26 protein-coding genes are annotated in these 23,860 nt (G+C 43.6%); 10 read left to right on the forward strand and 16 right to left on the reverse strand.

What is annotated here, in order from left to right:
- Positions 1-54 precede the first annotated feature (54 nt).
- Positions 55-1,215 (forward strand): MFS transporter, encoded by a 1,161-nt coding sequence (locus N521_RS03750; protein ID WP_008343599.1) that lies wholly within the window; start codon positions 55-57, stop codon positions 1,213-1,215.
- Positions 1,216-1,230: 15 nt separating this feature from the next.
- Here N521_RS03750 and N521_RS03755 read toward each other — a convergent pair whose 3' ends face one another.
- Complete coding sequence (locus tag N521_RS03755) at positions 1,231-1,710, reverse strand: Lrp/AsnC family transcriptional regulator (protein ID WP_008343601.1); 480 nt, start codon at positions 1,708-1,710, stop codon at positions 1,231-1,233.
- A 145-nt stretch (positions 1,711-1,855) separates the two neighbouring features.
- On the opposite strand from N521_RS03755, the gene N521_RS03760 reads away from it, so the two are divergent.
- The 6 genes from N521_RS03760 (at position 1,856) to N521_RS03785 (ending at position 7,957) form a co-directional block, all read left to right on the forward strand.
- Positions 1,856-3,088 carry an MFS transporter gene (locus N521_RS03760; RefSeq protein ID WP_008343602.1) on the forward strand — a complete coding sequence of 411 codons (1,233 nt, stop codon included), beginning with the start codon at positions 1,856-1,858 and terminating at the stop codon, positions 3,086-3,088.
- A 149-nt stretch (positions 3,089-3,237) separates the two neighbouring features.
- Positions 3,238-3,843, forward strand: coding sequence for a bacilysin biosynthesis protein BacA (locus N521_RS03765; RefSeq protein ID WP_008343604.1), 606 nt, complete (start codon positions 3,238-3,240; stop codon positions 3,841-3,843).
- A gap of 1 nt (position 3,844) precedes the next feature.
- Complete coding sequence (locus tag N521_RS03770) at positions 3,845-4,552, forward strand: 3-((4R)-4-hydroxycyclohexa-1,5-dien-1-yl)-2-oxopropanoate isomerase (RefSeq protein ID WP_008343606.1); 708 nt, start codon at positions 3,845-3,847, stop codon at positions 4,550-4,552.
- The gene (locus N521_RS03775; protein WP_017360106.1) at positions 4,549-5,310 is read left to right on the forward strand and encodes an SDR family NAD(P)-dependent oxidoreductase; all 762 of its coding nucleotides are present in this window, start codon (positions 4,549-4,551) and stop codon (positions 5,308-5,310) included. Before N521_RS03770 ends, N521_RS03775 begins: the two co-directional genes overlap by 4 nt.
- Positions 5,311-5,324: 14 nt before the next feature.
- Positions 5,325-6,746, forward strand: coding sequence for an alanine--anticapsin ligase (locus N521_RS03780; RefSeq protein ID WP_035389856.1), 1,422 nt, complete (start codon positions 5,325-5,327; stop codon positions 6,744-6,746).
- A gap of 23 nt (positions 6,747-6,769) precedes the next feature.
- Positions 6,770-7,957 carry an aminotransferase class I/II-fold pyridoxal phosphate-dependent enzyme gene (locus N521_RS03785; RefSeq protein WP_035390211.1) on the forward strand — a complete coding sequence of 396 codons (1,188 nt, stop codon included), beginning with the start codon at positions 6,770-6,772 and terminating at the stop codon, positions 7,955-7,957.
- 14 nt (positions 7,958-7,971) lie between these two features.
- On the opposite strand, the gene N521_RS03790 is transcribed toward N521_RS03785, so the two are convergent.
- The 12 genes from N521_RS03790 to N521_RS03845 form a co-directional block, all read right to left on the reverse strand.
- Positions 7,972-8,763, reverse strand: a complete 792-nt coding sequence (locus tag N521_RS03790) for an SDR family oxidoreductase (protein ID WP_017360109.1) — start codon at positions 8,761-8,763, stop codon at positions 7,972-7,974.
- A gap of 92 nt (positions 8,764-8,855) precedes the next feature.
- Positions 8,856-9,311 (reverse strand): dTDP-4-dehydrorhamnose 3,5-epimerase family protein, encoded by a 456-nt coding sequence (locus N521_RS03795; RefSeq protein ID WP_017360110.1) that lies wholly within the window; start codon positions 9,309-9,311, stop codon positions 8,856-8,858.
- Entirely contained in the window at positions 9,304-10,158 is an 855-nt protein-coding gene (rfbD, locus tag N521_RS03800; RefSeq protein WP_017360111.1) for a dTDP-4-dehydrorhamnose reductase, read from the reverse strand. Before rfbD ends, N521_RS03795 begins: the two co-directional genes overlap by 8 nt.
- Positions 10,159-10,161: 3 nt before the next feature.
- A complete protein-coding gene (gene rfbB, locus N521_RS03805) occupies positions 10,162-11,127 on the reverse strand; it encodes a dTDP-glucose 4,6-dehydratase (RefSeq protein ID WP_017360112.1) in 966 nt (321 codons plus the stop codon).
- A complete protein-coding gene (locus N521_RS03810; protein ID WP_017360113.1) occupies positions 11,124-11,864 on the reverse strand; it encodes a sugar phosphate nucleotidyltransferase in 741 nt (246 codons plus the stop codon). The genes rfbB and N521_RS03810 overlap by 4 nt, the downstream gene beginning before the upstream one ends.
- Positions 11,865-11,866: 2 nt before the next feature.
- Positions 11,867-12,895 carry a glycosyltransferase gene (locus N521_RS03815; protein WP_035389861.1) on the reverse strand — a complete coding sequence of 343 codons (1,029 nt, stop codon included), beginning with the start codon at positions 12,893-12,895 and terminating at the stop codon, positions 11,867-11,869.
- Complete coding sequence (locus N521_RS03820; RefSeq protein ID WP_017360114.1) at positions 12,892-13,632, reverse strand: cytidylyltransferase domain-containing protein; 741 nt, start codon at positions 13,630-13,632, stop codon at positions 12,892-12,894. Before N521_RS03820 ends, N521_RS03815 begins: the two co-directional genes overlap by 4 nt.
- Positions 13,622-14,746, reverse strand: a complete 1,125-nt coding sequence (locus N521_RS03825; protein ID WP_025208172.1) for an N-acetylneuraminate synthase family protein — start codon at positions 14,744-14,746, stop codon at positions 13,622-13,624. Before N521_RS03825 ends, N521_RS03820 begins: the two co-directional genes overlap by 11 nt.
- A 1-nt stretch (position 14,747) precedes the next feature.
- A complete protein-coding gene (locus N521_RS03830) occupies positions 14,748-15,623 on the reverse strand; it encodes a GNAT family N-acetyltransferase (RefSeq protein WP_025208173.1) in 876 nt (291 codons plus the stop codon).
- Positions 15,620-16,798, reverse strand: a complete 1,179-nt coding sequence (locus N521_RS03835; protein ID WP_035389863.1) for a DegT/DnrJ/EryC1/StrS family aminotransferase — start codon at positions 16,796-16,798, stop codon at positions 15,620-15,622. The genes N521_RS03830 and N521_RS03835 overlap by 4 nt, the downstream gene beginning before the upstream one ends.
- Positions 16,799-16,819: 21 nt before the next feature.
- Entirely contained in the window at positions 16,820-18,232 is a 1,413-nt protein-coding gene (locus N521_RS03840) for a capsular polysaccharide export protein, LipB/KpsS family (protein ID WP_025208174.1), read from the reverse strand.
- 6 nt (positions 18,233-18,238) lie between these two features.
- A complete protein-coding gene (locus tag N521_RS03845) occupies positions 18,239-19,009 on the reverse strand; it encodes a glycosyltransferase family 2 protein (protein WP_025208175.1) in 771 nt (256 codons plus the stop codon).
- 175 nt (positions 19,010-19,184) lie between these two features.
- Here N521_RS03845 and N521_RS03850 point away from each other — a divergent pair, with 175 nt between their 5' ends.
- The 3 genes from N521_RS03850 to N521_RS03860 all read left to right on the forward strand — a co-directional run bounded on the left by N521_RS03850 (position 19,185) and on the right by N521_RS03860 (position 21,572).
- On the forward strand, positions 19,185-19,859 hold the full coding sequence (locus N521_RS03850; protein WP_035389865.1) for a YIP1 family protein: 675 nt from the start codon (positions 19,185-19,187) through the stop codon (positions 19,857-19,859).
- 421 nt (positions 19,860-20,280) lie between these two features.
- Positions 20,281-20,823: a spore coat protein GerQ gene (gene gerQ / locus N521_RS03855; RefSeq protein ID WP_007497781.1), complete on the forward strand. Its 543-nt coding sequence runs from the start codon at positions 20,281-20,283 to the stop codon at positions 20,821-20,823.
- 131 nt (positions 20,824-20,954) lie between these two features.
- A complete protein-coding gene (locus tag N521_RS03860) occupies positions 20,955-21,572 on the forward strand; it encodes a cupin domain-containing protein (protein ID WP_019743221.1) in 618 nt (205 codons plus the stop codon).
- A gap of 42 nt (positions 21,573-21,614) precedes the next feature.
- Here the strand turns inward: N521_RS03860 and N521_RS03865 are convergent, their stop codons facing one another.
- The 3 genes from N521_RS03865 to N521_RS03875 form a co-directional block, all read right to left on the reverse strand.
- Entirely contained in the window at positions 21,615-21,986 is a 372-nt protein-coding gene (locus N521_RS03865; RefSeq protein ID WP_003215282.1) for a DUF423 domain-containing protein, read from the reverse strand.
- A gap of 67 nt (positions 21,987-22,053) precedes the next feature.
- Positions 22,054-23,364 (reverse strand): purine/pyrimidine permease, encoded by a 1,311-nt coding sequence (locus N521_RS03870; protein WP_007497786.1) that lies wholly within the window; start codon positions 23,362-23,364, stop codon positions 22,054-22,056.
- 33 nt (positions 23,365-23,397) lie between these two features.
- Complete coding sequence (locus tag N521_RS03875; RefSeq protein WP_008343634.1) at positions 23,398-23,730, reverse strand: YwdI family protein; 333 nt, start codon at positions 23,728-23,730, stop codon at positions 23,398-23,400.
- Positions 23,731-23,860: the final 130 nt, after the last annotated feature.

Genomic DNA, 23,860 nt, shown 5'->3' on the forward strand with positions numbered 1-23,860 from the left:
CTTCGGATCTCTCCGAAGCCTTTTTATGTATTTGTTTAGAAAGGTGATCTCATCATGAAAAACTTCCCCATCGCTATTTTTGCGTTAACGCTCGGTGCGTTTTCGATTGGCATGACTGAATTTGTGATCATGGGACTTTTGCCAAATGTCGCAAATGATCTTCATGTATCTATTTCTGCTTCAGGTCAGTTGATTACCGGATATGCACTCGGTGTCGCAGTTGGCGGCCCTATTTTAACGTTATCAACTGGAAAAATGTCGAGAAAACGTCTCCTCATTCTATTAATGATTCTTTTCGTAGCAGGAAATGCTGTCGCAGCTGTATCGTCTTCTTATGGTCTATTGATGGTTGCACGTATTTTAACGTCATTTGCTCATGGTACCTTCTTTGGTGTCGGCGCCATTATGGCTGCACGGCTTGTTCCTAAGGAGCGAAGCGCAAGTGCGATCAGCTTCATGTTTACAGGACTGACAGTAGCCAATGTACTGGGTGTGCCATTTGGCACCTTTATCGGAAATCAATTCGGCTGGCGCATGTCATTTCTCGTCATTGCCGTCATTGGTCTCATTTCCTTAATCGGTATAATCAGTTTAGTACCAAATCAATCGAAGGAAGAAGTATTAGATATTCGAAATGAAATATCGGTGTTGAAAAAGCCGCAGGTTCTCGTCTCCTTTGCGATGACAATATTCGGTTTTGCGGGTGTGTTTACCGCCTTTACGTATATCAGCCCGATCCTGCTGCAAGTGACTGGCTTTCAAGAAAACGGGGTCACCCTCATTCTTGTCCTCTTTGGGCTTGGGGTCACCATTGGTAATTTAGTCGGCGGAAAGCTTGCCGACTGGAAGCTGATGCCGAGTATAATTGTGACACTTATGATGCTGATGGCTGTTCTGTTGTTATTCACATATACATCTGCCTTTAAAGTGCCTGCCGTTCTGACGATTTTTGTTTGGGGAATTATTTCATTTATTCTCGTTCCTACCTTGCAATACCGCACGATGAACATGGCACATGAAGCCCCGACACTCGCATCAACGCTCAGTCATTCTGCCTTTAATATTGGAAATGCCGGCGGTGCAGCGCTTGGCGGTCTTGCTATCGAAATCACACATTTACAGCTTGTCCCGCTCTTTGCGGCAGGCGTGACATTCATTGGATTGATCATTACGATCATGAGCTATCAGTCAGATAAACGAATCAAAAGGACCTGAGGGCAGGTCCTTTTTCTATTTCACCACGGTCATTTCTGGCTCTTCTATTTGTTTCACACGTTCCTGAATGGGATGGGTAAAGGAATGCTCTGATAAGACAATATGGGAGACCGTTTTTGTAAAGCCAGACACATCTTGAATAAAGGCTTCAATTTCTTCAAGAGAAGAAACAGACAGCTTAATGAAAAAACAGGACTGTCCTGCCACTCGATAAGCAAAGAACGCACGTGGATGCTGGTTCATAAATGTCACAAAACGCTGATACTCCCCATTTAATACGGTGACTTCCAGTAAACAGTCTATCATCAGACCCAGCTTTTTATAATTGACTTGAACAGAATACCCTTCGATAATCCCTGCATCCTCTAGTTTTCGCACTCTTTCTGCTACCGCAGGCGCCGATAAATTCACTCGTTTGGACAATTCCCTCATTGATAAGCGGGCATCTTCTCTCAATTCGTTTAAAATATGCACATCCACATCGGTGATTTTCATTCGTTACGCTCCTATCCCAAAATCGTTCCATTTGAAAAGTATTTTATGATGATACTTATGATACGAAATGTAAAATAAAACTAAATAATGGTAGAATTTATTTTAACGGAATTGAATGAAAAAGCAAGTATGGAGGGATCACTTGATGAAAGAATCTTTAGACAGCCAGGCTTCTAAAACATTTCCCATCACACTTGCCATTGCACTCACACTTGGCGTTTTTGCGGCGGGATCGGAGGAACTGGTGATTTCACCACTGCTGCCTGATTTATCAAACTCCTTTCAGCACTCTCTTGATGTTCTGGCTCTTTCCATCAGCATTTATGGGTTAGCTGTGCTGGTTGGAGCTCCGCTACTCGTTCCTTTAGGGGACCGATATTCAAGAGAGCTGTGTTTGATAATTGGGCTGTCTTTCTTTTTAATTGGAACAGTGATGTGTGCTGCTGCCCCAAATTTGGCCGTGTTTTTTGCAGGCCGTGCTATTTCAGGGCTGGCAACTGGTGTATTTGTGCCAACAGCCTATGCTCTTGTGGGCGACCGGGTTCCATACGAATATCGCGGCAAAGTGATGGGACTCATTGTATCGAGCTGGTCTCTTTCTCTTGTCCTTGGTGTGCCCATTGGCGCCTTTATCGGCCAGAGTTTAAACTGGCGCTGGACGTTTTGGATCTTCGCTATGATGAGTCTCATTGTCCTGCTGCTTGTCATCCTTGAATCAAGAAAACAAGTCAGAGCAGCTGATCCGAAGGCACCTCAAGCTAGAGAGACAACAGGCTCTTTATGGGCAGCTTTGAAAATCGATCGTGTGCCTGCCTATTTGACTGTGACGTTTTGCAATATGCTTGGATTTTACGGCATGTACTCGTTTTTAGGTGCTTATCTGCAAAGTCTGTTTGATGGCGGACAATCAACAGCTGGACTTCTTATTATGGCTTATGGCGTCGGCTTTTCTATGAGTATGTTTACTGGAAAATTAGCAGACTGGTTCGGTAAAACCCGTTCCCTTGTCTTTGTGCTGGGTGGAATTGCGCTTGTTCTAGCCTTGCTTCCTTATGCGCCATTCTCGTGGATGTTGCTGATTTTCGCCCTATTTATTTGGGGTGCTATGCAAAGCTTATCTGTCACGCTTCTAAGCACCGTTCTAAGCGACTGCTCTCAAACCCATCGCGGGAAAGTGATGGCTTTTTACAGCCTGGCCTCCAACCTTGCTGTTATGCTCGGTTCCGCACTGATGGGACCCGTTTATGTCCATTTCGGATATCATACGGTAGGTCTTGTCTGTGCACTCATTACGCTTGTTGGTTTTATCATCAGCTTTGGCAGCTATAAACGAGAACGTGCCTTACAGAAAAAACAGCCAACTACACTTGAAACGTAAGCACATTTCACTGCACATCTCGATATGTGCAGTTTTTTAGATCAATTTTTAATATCATCATATATTACATTTTTTATGAAATTTGTTGACAATTACCAATTTTAAATTTTATAATCTAGTAAAAATTTGAAAAAGATTGGATGGTAAACATGATCCTAAAGAATGATGATGTGTTTCATTTCAAAGAAGAGCCTAGCCCTTCACCCAAGATGTTTACAGTCAACACACTAGGCCCTAAGGGGACAAGCAGTGAATACGCAGCAAAACATTTCATCTCTCAATCCACCACTACACTCGGCACTCATACGAAACTATCCCTTTATGACACATTCGAAACTTGCATTGAACATACTCTCTCTCAACCACTTCAATTTACTCTCGTTCCACACGCATATGAAGGCATCAAACACTTCTACATGAGACCAGATCTACAGCTTTTACAAATTTTCAGATGTGACACGCCCATGTATGGTTTGGCTGTCAGACCTGATTTCCCATTCCATGAACAAATGCTCCACCATTTAAAAATTGTCTCACATCCTGCACCTGTCAATTTAATTCAATATTTCATTCACCAAAATGCTGAATTTGAACTTGTTAATTCTACAAGTACTGCCGCGCAGAAAGTAAGGGACGGCGAATTTGATTTTGCTTTAACGAATGAGGTGGCAAGAGCCACATATGGCCTCATCTTCATTCGAACGTTTAAAAGTATACCCATGAGCTGGTCCATATTCGGAAAAGGAGAGATATAAGATGCAAACTGAACAAAAGACGCAAGAACGATATTTTCCTCAAGCGAAAAAATTAGAATGGGATAATGGCGTTATCCAATATTCCACTGTAAGAGGCGGTACGGAAGTGTTAATTTCATACGTCCCTCCCCACACAATCATTGAACCTCACGAACATCCCGAAGCACAAATCGGCATTGTATTAAAAGGCGAGCTTCAAATGACTGTCGGCCAATCGACTCAACTGCTCACCCCATTAGAATCAGCCTATATCGCACCACCGTTTGTCCCTCACGGCGCTTCAAATCTGACAGATGAAGAAGTGATCGCCATTGATATTAAGAGATTAAAGGATGACGAAGAATATACAGCTCCCCCTACTTATTTCTTAGACATTTTCAAAACACGGGATTTACTCCCTGGCATGGAAGTGACTTTTTTTGTGGAGGATTGGATGGAGCTGATGATTGCCAATATCCCTGGAAACGGTGGAGAAATGCCTTTTCATAAACATAGAAATGAACAAATCGGTATTTGCATCAGCGGAGGGTATGATATGACGATCGAAGGCTTTACAGAAAAGATGGAATTTGGCACCACCTATTTCTGTGACCCAAGGGAAGATCATGGGGCCATCAATCCAAAGCCAGAAGCATCAAAGTCTATTAATCTCTTCTTCCCTCCTCGCTATAATCGCTTAAAACCAAAAGCATCTAAGGTGAAGAAATGAAGCTGGACGGAAAGGTTGTCCTTATTACAGGAGGTGCGTCGGGGATTGGGCTTGCTGCTGTCAAGCTCTTCCTCGAGCATGGAGCAAAAGTAGCTGTCGCTGACATCAATGAAAGTAGCGGCAACCAACTCATTGAATCATTGCCGCATGAGCACCTTGCATTTTTTAAAACAGATATTACGAAGGAGTCTGACTGTCACCAAACCGTTCAGAGCGTGCTGAGCCGATTCGGTGCCATTGATGTCCTCATTAACAATGCAGGCATCGAAATTGTCTCACCTATTCATGAGATGGCACTGGAGGATTGGCATCGTATTCTTCAGGTCAACCTGACCGGCGTCTTTCTCATGAGTAAGCATACATTGCCGCATATGCTTGAAAAGAAGAGTGGAAGTATTATCAATACCGGATCTGTCGGAGGTCTTGTGGGTTGGCCTGACATTCCGGCATACAACGCAACAAAAGGCGGTGTCATTCAGCTCACCAAATCAATGGCCATCGACTATGCCACTCATCAAATCAGGGTGAATTGTATTGCCCCTGGCATCATTGATACACCATTAAACGAGAAGTCCTTTTTAGACAATCACACAGAAAGTCTCGAGATCGTCAAAAAGGAAAAAGCAAAGGTGAATCCTATGCTACGGCTTGGAAAACCTGAAGAAATTGCTGGCGTGATGCTGTTTCTCGCCTCTGACCTATCCAGCTATATGACTGGAAGTGTCGTCACTGCAGATGGCGGTTACACCGCTAGATAAAAGGAGTGCTTTCATTGAGTAAAAAAACTGTACTTGTCATTGCTGATCTAGGTGGGTGCCCGCCCCATATGTTTTATGAAAGCGTGGCGGCATCATACCATATCGTTTCTTATATCCCAAGACCCTTTGCGATTACAAAGGGACATGCCGAGCTAATCGAAAAATACTCCATTGCCGTCATCAAAGACCGTGATTATTTTGAGACACACCCTTCTTTTGAACACCCTGATTCTATTTACTGGGCACATGATGATTATCCAAAATCAGAAGAAGAAGTTGTGGAAGACTTCATTCGAGTGGCTTCCTTTTTCAAAGCAGATGCAATCACGACCAATAATGAATTATTCATTGCACCGATGGCAAAGGCCGCTGAACGTCTTGGTCTGCGAGGTGCCGGTGTCAAGGCAGCCGAAATGGCGCGTGATAAAAGCCAAATGAGGGCTGCATTCAACGCCTCTGGTGTCAAAGCGGTGAAAACTCAGCCTGTCACGACTTTATCTGATTTCCAAAAAGCCATTGAGTCTATCGGAACACCGCTCATTTTAAAGCCTACATATTTAGCCAGTTCTATTGGCGTCACCTTGTTTCATGACAAGGCTGGAAGTGATGATCTGTTTTTACAAGTACAATCGTATCTGGAAACCATACCAGTCCCAGACGCTGTCACGTATGAAGCACCGTTTGTCGCTGAAACGTATTTAGAGGGTGCTTACGAAGATTGGTATGAAGATGAAGGATATGCTGATTATGTCAGTGTAGAAGGGCTGGTCGTAGAGGGCGAATATCTCCCTTTTGTCATACATGATAAAACCCCTCAAATCGGCTTTACAGAAACGGCTCATATCACTCCGACGATCTTAGACAATGAAGCCAAGCAAATCATCATTGAAGCAGCAAGAAAGGCAAATGAAGGACTAGGTCTTGAACATTGTGCAACCCATACAGAAATCAAACTCATGAAAAATCGAGAAACTGGACTGATCGAATCAGCGGCTCGATTCGCTGGCTGGAATATGATCCCGAATATTAAAAAGGTCTTTGGCGTCGATATGGCCAAGCTATTGATTGATGTATTAGTTGATGGAAAAAAGGCTGTACTACCAAAACAGCTGCTTTCTGGACATACATTTTATGTAGCGGACTGCCACCTGTACCCTCAGCATTTTAAAGAGAGTGGGCACATACCACCTGAATCCACACATATCACCATTGATCATGTGTCTATTCCGCAGGAGGCATTCGTTGGAGATACTGCGATTGTCAGTCAATCATTCCCTACCAAAGGGACTATGGTGAATCTTGATTTATTTGAAGCTTTTAATGGAATCGTATCTCTTGAATTAAAAGGATCATCCTCACAAGACATTGCCGCGTCCATCCGCAACATTCAGAAACAGGCAACGATTCAGTTAATGGATGAATTAGTGAAGGGATAGAAAGAGAGGCTGCTGTGGAGAAAATGTTAGCATCTAAAATGATTGAACGGCTGCCTGAACAGAAATTCGGCACCGTCTTTGAAAAAATAGCTCAAAAGACAAAAAACGGAGCAAACATCATGAATCTAGGTCAGGGGAACCCTGATCTACCAACCCCTCCCCATATCGTGAGTGCCCTACAGGAGTCAGCGGGTGTTTTGCCATTTCAACAATATGCCCCTTTTAGAGGCTTTGACTTTTTCAAACAAGCCATTGCAGATTTTTATAGATCGGAATTCGGTGCTGAGATTGATCCGCAGAAGGAAATTGCTCTTTTCACTGGCGGAAAAACGGGGCTGTATGTCATGAGTCAGTGTCTGCTTGATCCAGGAGATATCGCACTCGTTCCCGATCCAGGATACCCTGAATATCATTCAGGCATTTTGATGGCGGACGCCAAGCCATACAGTATCAAACTTGAAGAGAAAAATGGCTATTTACCAGATCTCTCCTCAATTGATCCTGACATAGTCAAAAAAGCAAAAGTACTGTTCTTGAATTATCCGAATAACCCCACGGGTGCTGTCGCAAATGAGGCATTTTTCGAAGAGGTTGCTGCCTTTGCGGCCGCTCACGAGCTGTATGTTATTCATGATTTTGCCTATGGTTCATTTCATTATGAACAAACACCCGTGAGCTTCATGAATACTCCTCTCGGGAAAAGTGTAGGAGTCGAATTATATTCTCTATCAAAGACATTTAATATGGCAGGATGGAGAGTCGCTTTTGCTGTTGGAAATGAGGAGATCATCCAAGCCATCAACACCTTCCAAGACCACGTGTTTGTTAGTATGTATGGCGGATTTCAACACGCTGCGACTGCTGCCTTGCAAAGTGATGACTGTCATATTCAATCATTAAAGGCGATATACCTTGAACGAATCAATTTCTTCATCCGGCAAGCGGCGAGAAAGCTTGGTTGGACAATCGAACGTCCACCCGGCGCCTTTTATTTATGGGCTCCGATTCCTGATGACTTTGAACATTCTCATGCCTTTGCTGACTATTTACTCGAACATGCCGATGTTGTCGTCACGCCTGGAGGAGTATTTGGAGCCAATGGAAGCCGTCATGTACGCATTTCCATGGTTGCCCCGATTGAGGAGCTTGCTCTCTTTATCGATCGCCTGTCCATCCTCCCCATTCGATTTCATCAAAAAACCCGCCTATAGCGGGTTTTTTCAGTTTATATACTTTTCATCGTTCCACCGTCTACGGAGATTTGTTGCCCTGTGATATAAGAAGCTTCCTCTGATGCCATAAAAGCTGCCAATGACGCCATCTCACTCGCTGAGCCTACTCTTTGCATTGGGATACCTGATGCGACAGATTGTACAGCCTGCTCTCGTGACAATGCCTGCTTCGTCATCATATTGCCGATAAATTGTTCATACCGATCGGTTGCAATAAAACCTGGATTTAAACAATTTACCGTAATACTAGACGACGCAAGCTGTGTGGCTGCATTTTTACTGGCATTAATAATCGCTGCATTCATCATACTATTCGTAAACATTTGTTCACCAGGTTCCTTCCACAGGTTCCCGACAATTTGAATGATCCGTCCATATTCATGTCTTTTCATCAATGCGGCTGCACGCTTCATTGTATCTACGTAGGCGATGGCTTTTTGGGAGAAAGCAGCCAGCATCTGGTCAGTTTCACATGAATCAAATGTATCTGGTTTTCCTCCTGGAATGTTATTGATCAGCACATCGAGTCTGCCAAACTCCTTTTCTATTTCTTCAAAGGCTTCCGACCTCACCGCTTCAACCGACATATCTCCACAGAATAGAGACAGCGGTTCCTTTGTTTCTGTCATATCTTGAATGTGCTGTTTCGTCTGTTCAAGTGAGTCCATATTTCTAGAGTTGATGATCACCTTCATATCGCTCTGAGCGGCAAGTTTTATTGCGATTGCCTTTCCAATGCCTGTACTTGCCCCTGTTACAAATGCAATTCTTTTAGACAAACTCATCCACATCCCTTTTCATCAATATACATAAAATGACACATACAGAATGTATTTCAACAAAAAAAGACCTTTCTCCTGCGAAAGGCCTCTCTTCTCTATTTAAATGTCGTTTCCCAATTAAATCCGATTGCCTCATCATTCCACGCAATTCTCTTCTCATCTGGTTTTTTTGGGTCATACGATTCTGTTGTAAAATACACAATCTGCAGCGGCGTCTCGCCTAATACGCGGTAGCCATGGGCAACTCCCTTTGGGATGAGGAGCAGCATCGGATTATCTTCTCCCATATAATACACATCGGTTTGATCCTTTGTCGGAGAATCTTCTCTCAAATCGTATAAAACGACCTGTGCATGACCTGCTGGGAAAAACCAAACATCGTCTTGTTTTTCATGATAATGAAAGGCTTTGATGACTCCTGGGAAACTTTTCGACCACGACGCCTGCCCAAAGCGCTTCAGCATCGGTTCGTCATCTCGAATAAGCTCTGCGAAAAAGCCGCGATCATCACAATGTTTCATGAGTTTTTTCGTTTGTACACCATCAATCATGCTGCTCGAATCTCCCTTCTTTCTGCAAGTATTCGTGAAGTGCATCCTTCCAATGTCTTGGCTTCCAGCCTGTCGCTTCAATCGCTTGAAGATCTAAAACAGAGTAGGCGGGCCGAGGTGTTTGGAAACCATACTCTTCAGTGGAAATGGGTTCAATTGTCGTAGACAGACCGCTTGCTGCCACAATTTCTGTCGCAAAGTCAAACCATGAACAGCTTGCTCGGTTACTGACATGATAAATACCTGCTTTCTGGTCAAACAAGTGAATCAAAGCTTCTGCGGCATCCTTTGTATAAGTAGGAGACCCTAACTGATCATTGACGATGCGCAAATGATCCTTCGTTTCAGCCAGCCGAAGAATGGTATTCACAAAATTATGTCCCTCATGTCCATAAAGCCACGATGTCCGAATGATCTTCACTTCATCTGACACAAGATGAATCAATTCTTCTCCAAGTTTTTTACTCTTTCCATAAATGGTTTGTGGATCTGCTTGTGCGTCGATTTGATAAGGGGTATCCGCTTGCCCATCAAATACATAATCTGTGCTGACATGTAACACATCTGCCCCTACGTTTTTAGCTTCAAGCGCTGTATAGTAGGCGCCAATCCCATTCACAAGATAGGCTTTTTCCGTTTCTGTTTCGCATTGATCGACAGACGTATAAGCAGCCGCACTGACAACAATATCCGGACGGAAATGTCTCATTGCATGTCTGACTGCCTGTTGATCTGTGATATTCAGCATACTCCTTGTTAAAGCAATGACGGTGATGTCTTTTTCTTTCAGCTGTTTCGTCAATTCTTTCCCTAATTGGCCGCCTGCACCGGTGATTAAAACTTTCATCGGTCACCCTTCTTCACTTTGATCATATTTGGCACGGTACCAATCAATCGTTTTTTCGATACCTTTTTCGAATGAAGTTGCCTGCACCCAGCCAAGCTCTTCTTTTAGCTTACTGGCATCAATGGCATACCGCCTGTCATGCCCTTTCCGGTCTTGAATAAACGCGATTTGGTCATGAGAGATGCCTAGATGTGTGAGAATGGTTTTGGTTAAATCAAGATTTGTTTTCTCGTTGCCGCCGCCAATATTGTACACCTGACCGGCTGTTCCGTTTTCTACTACTTGTTTTACGGCTCTCGCATGATCCTCTACATACAGCCAATCCCGGATCTGCTGGCCGTCTCCGTAAATCGGAATCTTTTCACCATTGACCGCTTTTCTAATAATGGTTGGGATTAATTTTTCTTCATGCTGATAAGGTCCGTAGTTGTTGCTGCATCTTGTGATCATGGCGGGTAATTGGTGGGTGTGGATATAAGATTTCACAAGCAGGTCTGAACTTGCCTTGCTTGCTGAATAAGGATTATTCGGTGAGAGTGGTGTTTGTTCTGTGAAAGCAGGATCATCCGGCTCCAAATCTCCATATACTTCATCTGTGGAAATATGAATGAGTTTATTCGCCTTTCCCTTTAAGACAGCTTCAAGCATACGATAGGTACCAAAGACATTTGTTTGGATAAAAGGTTCTGCTGACTGAATACTGCGATCGACATGTGATTCTGCTGCGAAATGAATGATGGCATCATACGCTTCATCAAATACTTGATCTAGTTCGTCTTGCAGCGTGATATCTCCTTGGACAAAACGGACATGAGGCAGCTTTGATAAATATTCCATCTCCTCTGGATGACTGGCATATGTTAATTTATCAAATACGGTCAGCCGGACATCGGATTCTTGAAGCAGCAGCTTCACAAAATTCAGTCCAATAAACCCTGCTCCACCTGTAATTAAATAAGACTTCGTCATTCGTATCCCTCTTTTTCCTTCATCGTTTCAAACATTTTTGTTGATGCTTCGTGGAGAGATTCATGAGTTCCTGCATCAATCCACCACCCTTTTAACATATCATAGGTCAGCTGGCTATTTGAGATGTAGAGATTATTCACATCAGTAATCTCTAGTTCACCTCGATCTGACGGCGAGATTTCCTCGATATATTGAAAGACGTCTTGATCATAAAAATAGATGCCCGTGACGCAGTAAGATGACGTCGGATGCTCTGGCTTTTCTTCAATTGATAAAATTCGGTGATGAGCAGGATCAATTTCTGCAATGCCAAACCGTTTTGGATCTGCCACCTCTTTCAATAAAACCTTGGCTCCGCTTTCTTGTTGCCTAAAGGCGTCGACAAAAGGGCGTAAAGAATCTTCAAATACATTATCACCAAGCATCAGCACAAATTTTTCCCCTTGAGCAAAGGACTTTGCATAGGATAAACCATCGGAAATACCAGACGCTTCTGGCTGTACTTGATACACAATGTTCATCCCAAGTTCACGATCATCTTCCAATAACTTTTGAAACAACGGAATTTGTTCTTCCTGTGAAATCAGCATCACATCTACAATTCCTGCTTCTTTCAGTTTGAATAATGACCAATAAATCATCGGGTATGGACCAACCGGCAGCAAGTGTTTGTTGAAAATCTTCGTTAATGGTGCCAGCCGTGATCCCTTTCCTCCTGCTAAAATAACTCCCTTCACATCTACACATCCTTATGTTCTTTTTGGTGTGAATTCATGAGGTGTATAAGAATGTTTTTCACTCGTTCGATTCCTTTTCCATCAATGAGTGAACGTCCATTAAGATGAATGCTTCTGCGGAGAAAATAGCTGTCAGACAGTTTTTGAACAGCTTGCAACAGGTCTTTTTCTTCCACAAGGTCACCTAATCCAAGGTGAAAACAAGCGCCCTTTTGCGCAAACATGCTCGCTGTCACTGCTTGGTGGTCTACTTGCGATAGGACAATGCTGGGCACCCCGATACAAATTACCTCATATAACGTCATACCGCCTGCTACGATAGCCACATCAGCTTCTGATAAAAGAACCGGTAGTTGATCTGTATGTTGAATGAATTGGATATGTTCCGCCTCTACTTGCTCTTTGATGTGAGAGGCTTTTCCTGCGACCGCTAAAATGTCTAGGTGATTTGTTTGAAGAAGCGCCGATACAGCCTTTGATAACAGGCCGCACGGATCACTACCGCCAAGACTGATGACCACCTTTTTACATTCTTTCCGAACCTCATATGTGTCTTTGAATCGTTTAAACTCGTGATCTAACAATAAATAGGGCGTTCCATGATAATAAGCCGTGCCATTAAGCTGCTCGTGCTTCCCGTCCAGACCGCCATAAATGCCGTTTATGACCGTGTCTGCAAGCTGACAGGCTTCCTCTCTTTTTTCCTCAAATAAGACAAGCCTCGCACTGCCACAGGAGTCTTTGATCGTTTGAAGAAACTGAAGATCACAATCAAGCACATCTATGACTAAAAGGTCAGGCTTTAGCTTTTTGATGTCTTGTTGGACCTGGAGAAGCGCATTCGACTCATGCACCATGTGAACGTACCACTCTGGGTGCGAAAGCATTTCGACACAAATCTGATCATTTGTATAGAAATATAGGTCGTTCCCTTCTTGAAGCAGTTCTTTTGCCAAACGTTTCATTCTGACGACATGACCCATTCCTCTTAAAAAACCACCATAAACAACAATCATGATTTTTTTGTTCATTCAGCATCCTTCTGTCTCACAGATTGATTCAAACGAACAATGTCTGGATGTTGTTCACAGATGGAAATGAGCTCAGCTGTCGGCACAGCAATAGAACCACCAGCTTTCTCTAGTAAACGGGTAGCAAACACATAATCTTCTTCTGTATCAATCGTGAATCGATAAGCAGGATATGCAAGTTCTTTGGGCGGTGTGAATAATTGAAGGGAAAATTGCTCGGGATGCTTTCTGATATACAGCGTGACATGCTCACGTTCTGAATAAGTGAGGGGAAATTTGTCGATTTCACATAAAATAGATGCTTCAATCATTTCCCCGGAAATACCGAGTGGTGTTCCGTTCGTATATGTGTAATCAGCCTTTTCCTGTCTATGTTTTTCAAGCATTTTCGACAAAAGCGAAGGATCTATAAATGGATTGTCTCCCGTTAAACGTACGACCGTTTTAGGTTCAAATTGGCGGACAATCTGCGCAAACCGCTCAAGCACATCTGCCTCACTGCCTCGAAACACCTTATAGCCCTTTGACATACAATATTGAGCCAAATAGTCATCCTCTGGCTCGACCGTTGTGGCAATCATAAGGTTTTGCATGTTGTGATGGTAATCATCTGATTGCTTCACCCGCTCCACAATCAAATCAATCAGCGCCATGCCGCCGATCGGTTTCATCACTTTTTTGGGCAGTCTTGTTGACCCCATCCTAGCCTGAATGACAAAAAGCACATCATGCATCATCATGAGACTCCTGCGTGAGTACGTCTTTCCACGAAACGCCTGTATGAGCTGGGATGTCTCTCACAGCCTTTGTGCCAAGTAAAATTGGCATATATCGCGGATGCAATCCCTGATTTTTTTGTCCGGGGCGCAGCACGGCTACATTTTCTGACGTGAGGGTCTCACCCTTTGCAATGCCTTTTGTCGTAAAAATTCCTCGATACGCAAATTCTCGAATCTGTCCTTCAATGGCTGTTGTCGTTTTATAAGAACTGCCAAGAAGCTCCTCTGGTAATGAATGAACGTCTATTTCTGCTTGATTCCGCTGCTTTTCTGCCGCTCGAATGTGCTGAACCATTTCCTTTAATTCTTCAGGATCAAGAGCAAAGGAATGATCCGCTCCGGGTAATGTTTTATCTATTGTAAAATGTTTTTCAATCATTGCTGCCCCGAGCTTCACAGCGGCTACTGGCGCTTCCGTCGGGTGTTCACTATGATCTGAGAAGCCAATGACTGCTTCAGGGAAAGCGGATCTTAAGGTTTGAATCACCCGCAGGTTCGTATATGCTCTAGGCGCTGGATACTTTGCCACACAATGCATGATGGCGACTTGCTTATTTTGCTGGCTCGTAATCGTTTCGTATGCTTCATGAACATCTGCAATGGTGGCTCCAGCTGTTGAAAAAATGATCGGCTTTTGAAAAGAAGCCGTATGACGCAAAAGAGGCAAATGGTTGATTTCATAGGATGCCAGTTTAAAAGCAGGCGGATTCGTTTGATTCAATAAATCAGCCGATTCTTCGTCACACACGGTGCTTAAAAACATCAGTCCTTTTTCCTTACAACGTGTCAATAAGACAGGCAGCCATTCTGGCGGCAGCTCCATTTGTTCCACTAAAGAAAAAATAGACACTTCTTCTCCTTTGGCCGTTTCGTATAACCCCGGTTCCTTTTGATACATCCGATCCGCTTGAAACATTTGAAACTTCACCGCATCAGCCCCTGCTTCTTTTGCCACATCAATTAAAGCAAGTGCCTGATCCAGCTTGCCATCATGGTTAATGCCTGCCTCTGCAATGATAAAGACAGGCCCATCATCTCCCACTTTGCGATCTCCGATATAGAAATGCGCCATCTTACCTCTCTCCTTTTTTCGGCCACACATGGTAATACAAAAAGGCATTTGTTGTCCTAAACCCCATCTTTTCGTACAGCTGGATGGCTGTCGTATTATGAAGCTGTGTCCCCGCAGAAATGAAGTGATGCCCTCTGTCATGAGACACTTTCATCATCTCAATAAACAGCTTTTTTCCGATCCCTTTTCCTTGAACATCCGGTCTAATCGCAAAAAGCTCAAGCCCCATCTCATGCCCCTTTGTCATACCTTGAATCAAGCCAACCACTTCATCATTTACCTTAGCAACGAGGTTGATATCTGCGCGTCCGAGTAGGTTGTTTCTCATCCACTCCTGATAAAAATGCTGAACAACACGCTGGTCTAAATATGGGTCAAGGGCATAACGGCTTTTCACAAAAGCCTGATCACCTAGTAAGACCGCCTCATCGTAATCCTTCTTATCTGGCACACCCATCACCACATCTTGATCTGATGATGGCATCTCCATGAGAGCAGGCGGTGCCTCAAGCCTAGTGAGACCACCGACATAATACACATGGGATAGTTTTTGAACAATGCGGTTTTTTTCAAGATCAGCTGCCTCAAGACGTAAAAAGAAAAAATCACATTTTTCTGTTCTCATCCAATTGATGAATCTCTCCATCAATTCTTTAAAGAGCTGCGCTGATTCAGCTTCCACAAACTTCACATGAAAAATATGCTTGTCAAAAATGCCGCTCTCCCATTTGGACCATTCGTATAGCAGCACTGCTTTGAGCTTAGCGCCGCTGACAAGAGCAAACTGCTTGAATCCTGCCATGCGTTCCGCTTCATGACCATATGTTTTCAGCCAAGTTGCCAGCACCTGATCGTCTATTGCATGAACGACTTTCATGAAGAGGCCTTCTTGTCTTTTAAAATTGACACGACTGCGGTGATGACATCCTGCACATCTTCATCTGTCATACTTGGATAGAGCGGGAGCGAAAGCGTTCGTTTGTAATAAGTGAGTGCCTCAGGGAAATCCTCTGGTGAATGGTTGAAGGTCTCTTGATAATATGGATGCAAGTGAACGGGAATAAAATGAACACTCGTGCCGATTTTATATTCCTTTTGCAGCTGATCAATCATGTCATCGCGTGTGATCAGTGCTTCTTTTGGATCAACTTGTAGCACATATAAATGCCACGCATGTCTTCCCTCATCATGTACAGGCGGCAAGATGAGACCAGCTTCATATTGAAATGCCTGATTGTATGTCTTCGCAATCTGTTCTCTGCGTGTCTGCATCTCCTTCAACCGGCTTAGCTGAACGAGCCCTAACGATGCTTGCACGTCAAACATGTTCATTTTATAGCCCGGTTCCTCGACCTCGTAATACCATGTTCCCTTTTCTCCATAACGATTCCACGCTCCCTTACTCATGCCATGGAGCGCCAGCCTTCTGATTCTAGCTGCAAGGGCATCATCATTTGTCGTCAGCATGCCGCCTTCACCAGTCGCTATGTTTTTCGTTGCATAAAAGCTAAAAGCGGTCGCATCACCAATTGATCCAATCGGTTGATCGTGATAGGTCGTATAAAGGGCATGAGCGGCATCCTCCAGCACGAACAAATCATACTTCTTGGCAATCGCTAAAATTTGGTCCATATCACACGATTGACCAGCAAAATGTACAGGGACAACCGCTTTCGTATGTGGTGTAATGGCCTCTTCTAATTTTTTCGCATCTAGATTGAGTGTCGCCGGATCAATATCCACGAAAATAGGGGCTGCCCCCGTATGGATGATCGTATTGGCTGTTGCGCAGAACGTCAGAGGCGTTGTGATGACCTCATCACCAGCTCCAATGCCTCTCGCCTTTAACGCTAAAAATAGAGCAGCTGTACATGAATTCACTGCTATTGCGTGCTTCGCTCCAGTCAGCTGCCTAAACTCTTCTTCAAACTGTCTCACTTTTGGTCCGGTGGACAACCAGCCGGACTTTAATGTTCCAATGACTTCATCAATTTCTTCCTGTTCAATAAAAGGCAGTGCATAAGGAAGAAATTGTGCTCTCTTTTGTCCCATATCGCTTGCACACCCCTATCTTCATCTCTGAAAATCCATGCCTGTTTTTGTTTTGAGCAGAGAAAGCAGAACATCGGTCGATTGTGCATGCGGATAATGTTCTTGAATGAAACGAGCCCCTTGCTGTTTCGCCAGCTTCATTTCTTGTTCATCCGATAAAATACGGATCGCTTTCTCGGCCAACTCAATAGGGTTTTCCATGTGGTAGCTTCCAAGCGACTCGTAATAAGGGTATCTTCTGCCTTCTGTCATTTTTCCAATCAGTACACTCTTATTAAAGAGCATTGCTTCCAGACCAACTGTTGATGTGAGCGTAATGACCATATCCATATACGGCAGGAGGTCATACAAGTCGATCTCTTTTTTAATTAATCTCACATGGTTCCCCGCGCGCTCAATCGCTGTATAGTCATTTAAACGATTTCGAGCGATTTCCCACGGGTGCGGCTTCATAATCAGCTGAATGTCTTTCCGTTTTGCAATTGTTTTAAGAACATCACCGTAAAAGGCTTCTGAAAACGGCTGTGTTGCCACAAGTACAGTCTTTTTGGCAGGGTTGAAGTTCAATTTACGAAAGACCATTTCCTGTTGAAGCGGTGTTCGCTCCTGCACCAAATCAAATCTCGGGTGACCTGTGATCTCCACCTGCTCAAGCTGACAGCCTTTGTCTACATACCAGTCCTTTTCATATTTTCCAAACACCCCGTGGCAGGTGGTGAAAATCGGCAAAAAGGCTTCGTCTCCCATGAGCGCACCGTGCTGAAGACAAATACTTGTGAGATGACGCTTCACGGTTTGCAAGGCGAGCACACGGCTATAAGCATCCTCCGTCGTACCAACAACAACAGCTGCAATAGGCTGCATCTCAAATAGCGTTTCTATTTGGTCAATCACATCAATAAATTGCACAATGTCCTTCTGAAGCTTTTCTCTAAAAAAGACATTGCCAAAGACAGGATGCTGGGCGTAAGGTTTCAATAGAGCATTTGCTTTTTCAATATATTCAACATGGGCTTCTTTATTAACCTCTCCGGCTAATTCCGGCTTGCTGATCACCGGTAACCCGAAATAATCAGCCTTCTTCCAGCGCGCGAGCACCACTGTTTGGTTCGGATGAAACCGCGTGTAATTTTGTTCAGTAAAACGCAAGTGTTCAAAGTGAAGAAGCACCTTTCCATGACTCGGACGATAAGGGGTACGCTTGATCTGCTGTTTATGCTGATCAAAAAAGGGCTGAATGTCTTGCGGCTTTGGACAAGTCGTTGTCAGCTCTTCACCAAACGCTTCATCTTCCATACGTTCCCTCACTTCAGGACTGATGTATTGATAAAAATTACTGATTAACCCAAGGGGTATGTGGCGATAGGATAAGTCTTTCATCAGATTCACATACTCAAAGTACACCTGCCAATAATGATGAATATAATGCGACACTTAAGGTCACCTCCCATGTCTTTGTTTTAATATATGGCGGAGCTCCCTGCAGGTAGACTGCGGAGGAAGTGCTTGAATAAAATCGCTTTTCTCTTCTTCTGCCAACTGATAATGAATAGACTGTTCTGTGATGTAGTTTGTATCCAATACCTCATCAAAAGGGTAGAACGGATAAAAGTGATTTAATCTAAAAAAGAACCGGGCATCCCCTATTCGATAAAAATGCGGACTCTCGTCCCAGTAGGATCCAAACTCAGCTCGAATCTTTGTTAAAATGGATGCACGATGTACAACTGAACAGTGATCAATAGCACAAGGTGCATTCCACTGCACCGTTTGCGCAGGTCGAATCGTTTCCTTTACTGGCTCTCTTTCGCTATTTAAATAGATAACTTTTGAACTAGAATAGACAATTTCTTCATTCGGACGAGCATCTAAATAATTCGTGAGCTTCTCTAAACGGTCTGGTGCGTAGACATTGTCATCTGTGGCATAGGAAATATACTCGCCCTTTGCCTGTTCTAATGCTTGATTAATGAGGACGGCATAGCGGGTTTTCGCCGTTCTTTCCTCCAGCGTTTTCACCCCGCTTTGGATAAAATGGACGCGTGGATCTTTACGGAAAGGCTCAATAGCAGCAAGGGTTTGTTCGTTTGATCCATCATCCATGATAAAAAGTTCAAGGTCTGACAAGGTCTGCTGCAACACCGCTTCAATTGATCTGCCAACGTAGGCCGCTTTGTTGTAGCTCGTCATAATGACCGTTACTTTCGTCAATGTTTTCACCTCGGTCTCTTTTAAACTATGGTTATCATATGTGTCTCCTCTTAAAGAGACTGTAGAGTGACCTATTTTTTATAAAATTGGATTTTTTTCATGATCTATCTTTGAAAAACGTAAAAATTTTGGTAATATAAGTAATCATTTATGTGTATTAAAGGAGTAAAGAACATTGGAATATATGAAGAGTGATCTCTCCCAAGAAGAGGAAGCAAAAGGTTTTTTTCGATTCTTTAAAATTTTTGTCGCGACAAAAACGATTATTCGCTCATATGAACATACCTCTATTCCCATGTGGCTGATGATACTCCTTGCAAGTATCGCTGGTACAAGCTGGATGTACGAAGGGTATTTTAGTGAGTATATGGGCAATCATATTCCATATCCTTTTATTCTGTTACACGGAGCAGGTTTTGGTATTTTAGTAGGCAATTTTCTTCTATTTTTCGGTTCTTTCATTTTACAGTGGTTAGGACGACTGTTTTTTGGCAGTAAAGCGCCGTATCGAGATGTGCTCAAAGCTTGCACACTGACGGTCATTTTCCCTTCCACCTTATTTGCTCTTACTTGGATTTTTACTGTGGGGTTGCTTGGTCCGTATACATTTGTGAAAATCTCACCCTATTTAGACCAGCACTATGAAGTATGGTATTATCTCAGCGTTTTACCACTGGTTGATGCGTATACCAAGGCATGGATATTTGGGATGGCTGTTTTAGGCCTTGTCGCTGTGATGAAGCTGAGAATATGGCAGGCCTTTATCATTGCCATCACACCCATCGCCTTATTTTTCCTCATCATGACCCTTATCTATGACGTCCAGCGAGCTATGAATTGGTTGATGTAAACAGGCATTCCTTAGATTGTTGGAAACCTTTGCAGTCTAGGCAGTACGAATATGGGGTTTGTCTGAATACTGAGGAACTGCACAAAGCAGTTCCTCAGATTGTTGACAAAGGGCTAAAATGAACTTTATTTTAGCCCTTTGTCTTCTTTTCAGCGTGATAGAAAACCTTTGCAGTCTAGGAAGGACGAGCATCGGCGCGGAGCGAATTTGACATTCGTGAGCACCGAAGCGCAGGACTGACACCGAATGCGAGGGTTTGTCTACACGCTGAGGAACTGCACAAAGCAGTTCCTTTTTTTCGTTCAATGTACATATTCTCTCTTCCTGTCTCATAGTGTGAAAGAGAAAAAGAATGCTATGGAAACAACAGGCGCTTTTCCGCCTTCTGTTTAGAACACCATGAGGAAAGAGGAGGAACGTTATGAAATTGAAAAATCAATTTGGGCAAGGTTCGGGTTTCGAAGGTCAAGATTTTCGCCAGCAACAATATGGAGCAAATCCGTATCCTGCGCAGCAGATGGGTTATTCAGTCCCTCCCCAAACGCAGGGTCAAATGCAAGGTCAAATGCAGCAGGGGTATTCGCCAATGCCGTCTACTGGTACTTCACAAGGAGGCCAAGGTGGGCAAAGTGGCGGGCAGCCCTATCAAATTCCTTCGGGACCGATTTATCAGCAGAACGTCACCGGTCAGCTGCCGCTTGAGCAGTCCTATATTGAAAATATTTTACGATTAAACCGCGGCAAAGTAGCCACGATCTATATGACGTTTGAGGCAAGTAAAGAATGGAACTCTAAGATTTTTAGAGGAGTCATTGAGGCCGCAGGACGTGATCACATTATCATTAGTGATAACAAAACGGGGACACGATACTTATTGTTAACAATCTACCTTGATTACATTACGTTTGATGGGGAAATTCAATATGACTATCCATACTCGATGTCTACGTATTCTCCGAGATAACCTCAAGGTCATATCAGCAGCAAGGTGCAGACGCCCTTGCTTTTTTCTTTTGTCTAGGTTTTTGACACACCTTCGGGGGAAGGCTCATAAGATGCCTAGTAGTTTTTATTAAACGCCTAGAGGTGACATCAATGACTGTTGAGCTGGATTATACATCGCCGAATGTCAAATATTCATTTGATTTGAATCAAAGCCCCCTTGTGAAATATGACCAACACAACCTGATTAATGTTTTAGGAAAAAAACAATTAAATTCGCTCGATCAAGTATCTCTGCTGGATATATATTTGAGTAAAAGCAAAGTAGTAGAGCCTCATTATCATCAAAATGCTGCCGAGCTTGTTTATTGTATCGCCGGCTCTGCTGCTGTATCCATGCTGAACCCTTTTACAAAAAAGCTGTCCACCTACACCATTACCCCCGGGCAGGTAGCCAATGTGCCACAAGGCTGGTGGCATTACGAAGTCGCCTTACAGGACAAAACCCATTTGTTAGCCATTTTTAACGCATCGACGCCAGAAGTCATCTTAGGTTCAGACCTTCTAACCCTCACGCCTTCACACATCATGGCACATACTTATTGCATGAACGAAACGCAGTGGAAGCAGGCGACGCAGCCTGTGAAACCTGGTGTATTTATCGGGCCTTTCTGCCACCGGGAGGAAGAGACACAAACGCACCCTGTCCCGCCTTCTCACTATGTACCTTATTATCAAGCACCTCCGAACTATTCTCCTTATTGGAGTTAAGAAAAAAACCGATGCCCCTATGAGGGCATCGGTTTTCCTAGCTTATAAATTTTTTGCTGCTGCAATCACTAGCATGATCCAAGAAGCGATAAATGCCACTCCGCCAATTGGCGTAATAGCACCTAAAATCTTCACCTGAGTCAAGGCAAGCACATAAAGGCTTCCTGAGAAAAATAGAATGCCTGCCAGCATCACCCAGCCAGCGGTCGGCACTAGGGAAACACCTGACAGCTTATCTGCCAGAAAGGCGACAATAAACAGGCCAATGGCATGGAACATCTGATATTGAACCCCTTTATTCCATATCTCAATATACTTTTCAGGAATTTTCCCTTCCAGTCCATGTGCACCGAAGGCTCCAAGACCAACCGCAAGCATGGCGTTAATGGCACCTAATATGAAAAATAGTTTCATTCGTCATTCTCCTTATCTCATCAATTATGTTTATCATAGCGCGGGTCTTATCCAACATTCAACTTTCCTATGATGCTGACACGAGATTGTCGGATTTCTTCTTCTTTCGCAGCAGCACTTGATCGACCACAATCGCAATCAGTGTGCCAAGAACAAGACCATTGCTCAATAAAGAAATCAGCACAGGATGCATGCCTTTCAATGCCCCTTGTGGCACAAACATTGCGCCCACGCCTGCTAAAACAGCGATACCAAGCACAAATCGAATGCGCGGGATGTCTTCTTTTTCATACTGATCGAATTCTGACATGGCAATCCCAATCATAGAAGAGAACACCACAAAGTTCACAGCCAGCCCCACAGGTGAAGGCAATGCAGAGAAAAAGCTCATCAATAATGGAAATAAACTAATGAGGACAATGAGCAGACTGCCAAGGAAAAATGGCTTTCTCGATGGAATTTTGGTTGTTTGTATAAAACCCGCTGCCCCTGAAATAGGGACAGGCGCAATCGCACCAATCAGTCCGCTCAGCAAATGACCAAATGCGGCGACAAAACCAGCCGGTCTGGCTCGTTTCCGCTCACGCAGTTCACCAAATGCCTTGACGGAACTTTCCACAATTCGAATACTTGCCAGCATATTCACAATGAGTAAGATCGTAATAAAAAAGGACGTGACAAGCAGTCCACTGTCAAAGACCGGCATGCCAAACGGAAACAGTTTTGGAAACTCAATGATCTGCTCAGGAATGCGAACAGGCTTCGCTAGTCCGAGTAAAGCAAATAACAGCCAGCCGCCTGCAAGTGCAAATAACACAGAAAACTGTCTTAAATAATGCCATTTTGAGCGGCTGATCATGAAGGTGATGACAATAATCAAGATCGATAGACAAAAGACAAGCCCATCTACCTGATTTCCCCGATAGCCGATCCCCATCAGCCCTTTCATGATTGGCTGACTTAACTGCACAACAAGCAGCAGCAAATAAATACCTGTGACAACCGGCGTAAATAAAGACGCAAGCCAATTAATGATTTTAAAGAGACTAAAAATAAAAAAGAACGCTGCACTAAAAATTAACGCCCCTTGCAATGCTTGCAAGGTTTCAGGATATGTAGCAAAAATCGTCCCTGTCATGCCTGCATAAAGGGTATATACCCCCCACCACAGCCCTGCTGGACTTTCATTGATCGGCAGCATATGACCGCATAAACACTGCACCATCGCCACAAGTCCAAGTGAAAAGAATGTACTCTGAATCAGTTCCGCCGACTGCACTTGATTTAATTCAAATGCTTGTGCAATCGCAATCGGCACAGCAATAGAAGCTGCGATAAAAAATGCCATCCACTGAATGGCGCCCAAAAATAGTTTCAACCCGATCACCTTCCCTTTGTCGTGACAAGACCATTAAAAATCAAAAATAGAGTCACCGTTGCCATCTTTCTCTTGTTGACCCTCTTCTTTATGCTGAAATTTCTTTGCACCGCTAGTGCCCATCAATTTCTCTAGCATGGCTTGATCCGTAGACACAGCCGGTGCAGATGGTGTCTGTATAGATGGAGGTGGTGAAATGACCGAAGACTGCGGCATTTGCACCTGTGATGATGTGTCGAGAATGACATCACATAGTGAAGAGATGACCGCCGCTTGACGTTTCACCTCTTCATCATTTCCACTTTGTTTTGCTTTTTGAATGGCTTCCTCCATTTTTTGAAGCAGACTTGATATATGAATATTCAAGGGTAGACCCTCCAATCTAAAAAATTCGTTTTCCAACATTATTTTACCAAATGAACAAACCGAATGGGCTCATTTTTTCAAAGCTGTGTGCTTCTGTTCATCTGATTTGACCCTTCCCCAAGATTCACAC

The sequence above is a fragment of the Bacillus sp. UNC125MFCrub1.1 genome, assembly GCF_000701305.1.
In the GTDB taxonomy this organism is placed as follows: Bacteria; Bacillota; Bacilli; order Bacillales; family Bacillaceae; genus Bacillus; species Bacillus altitudinis.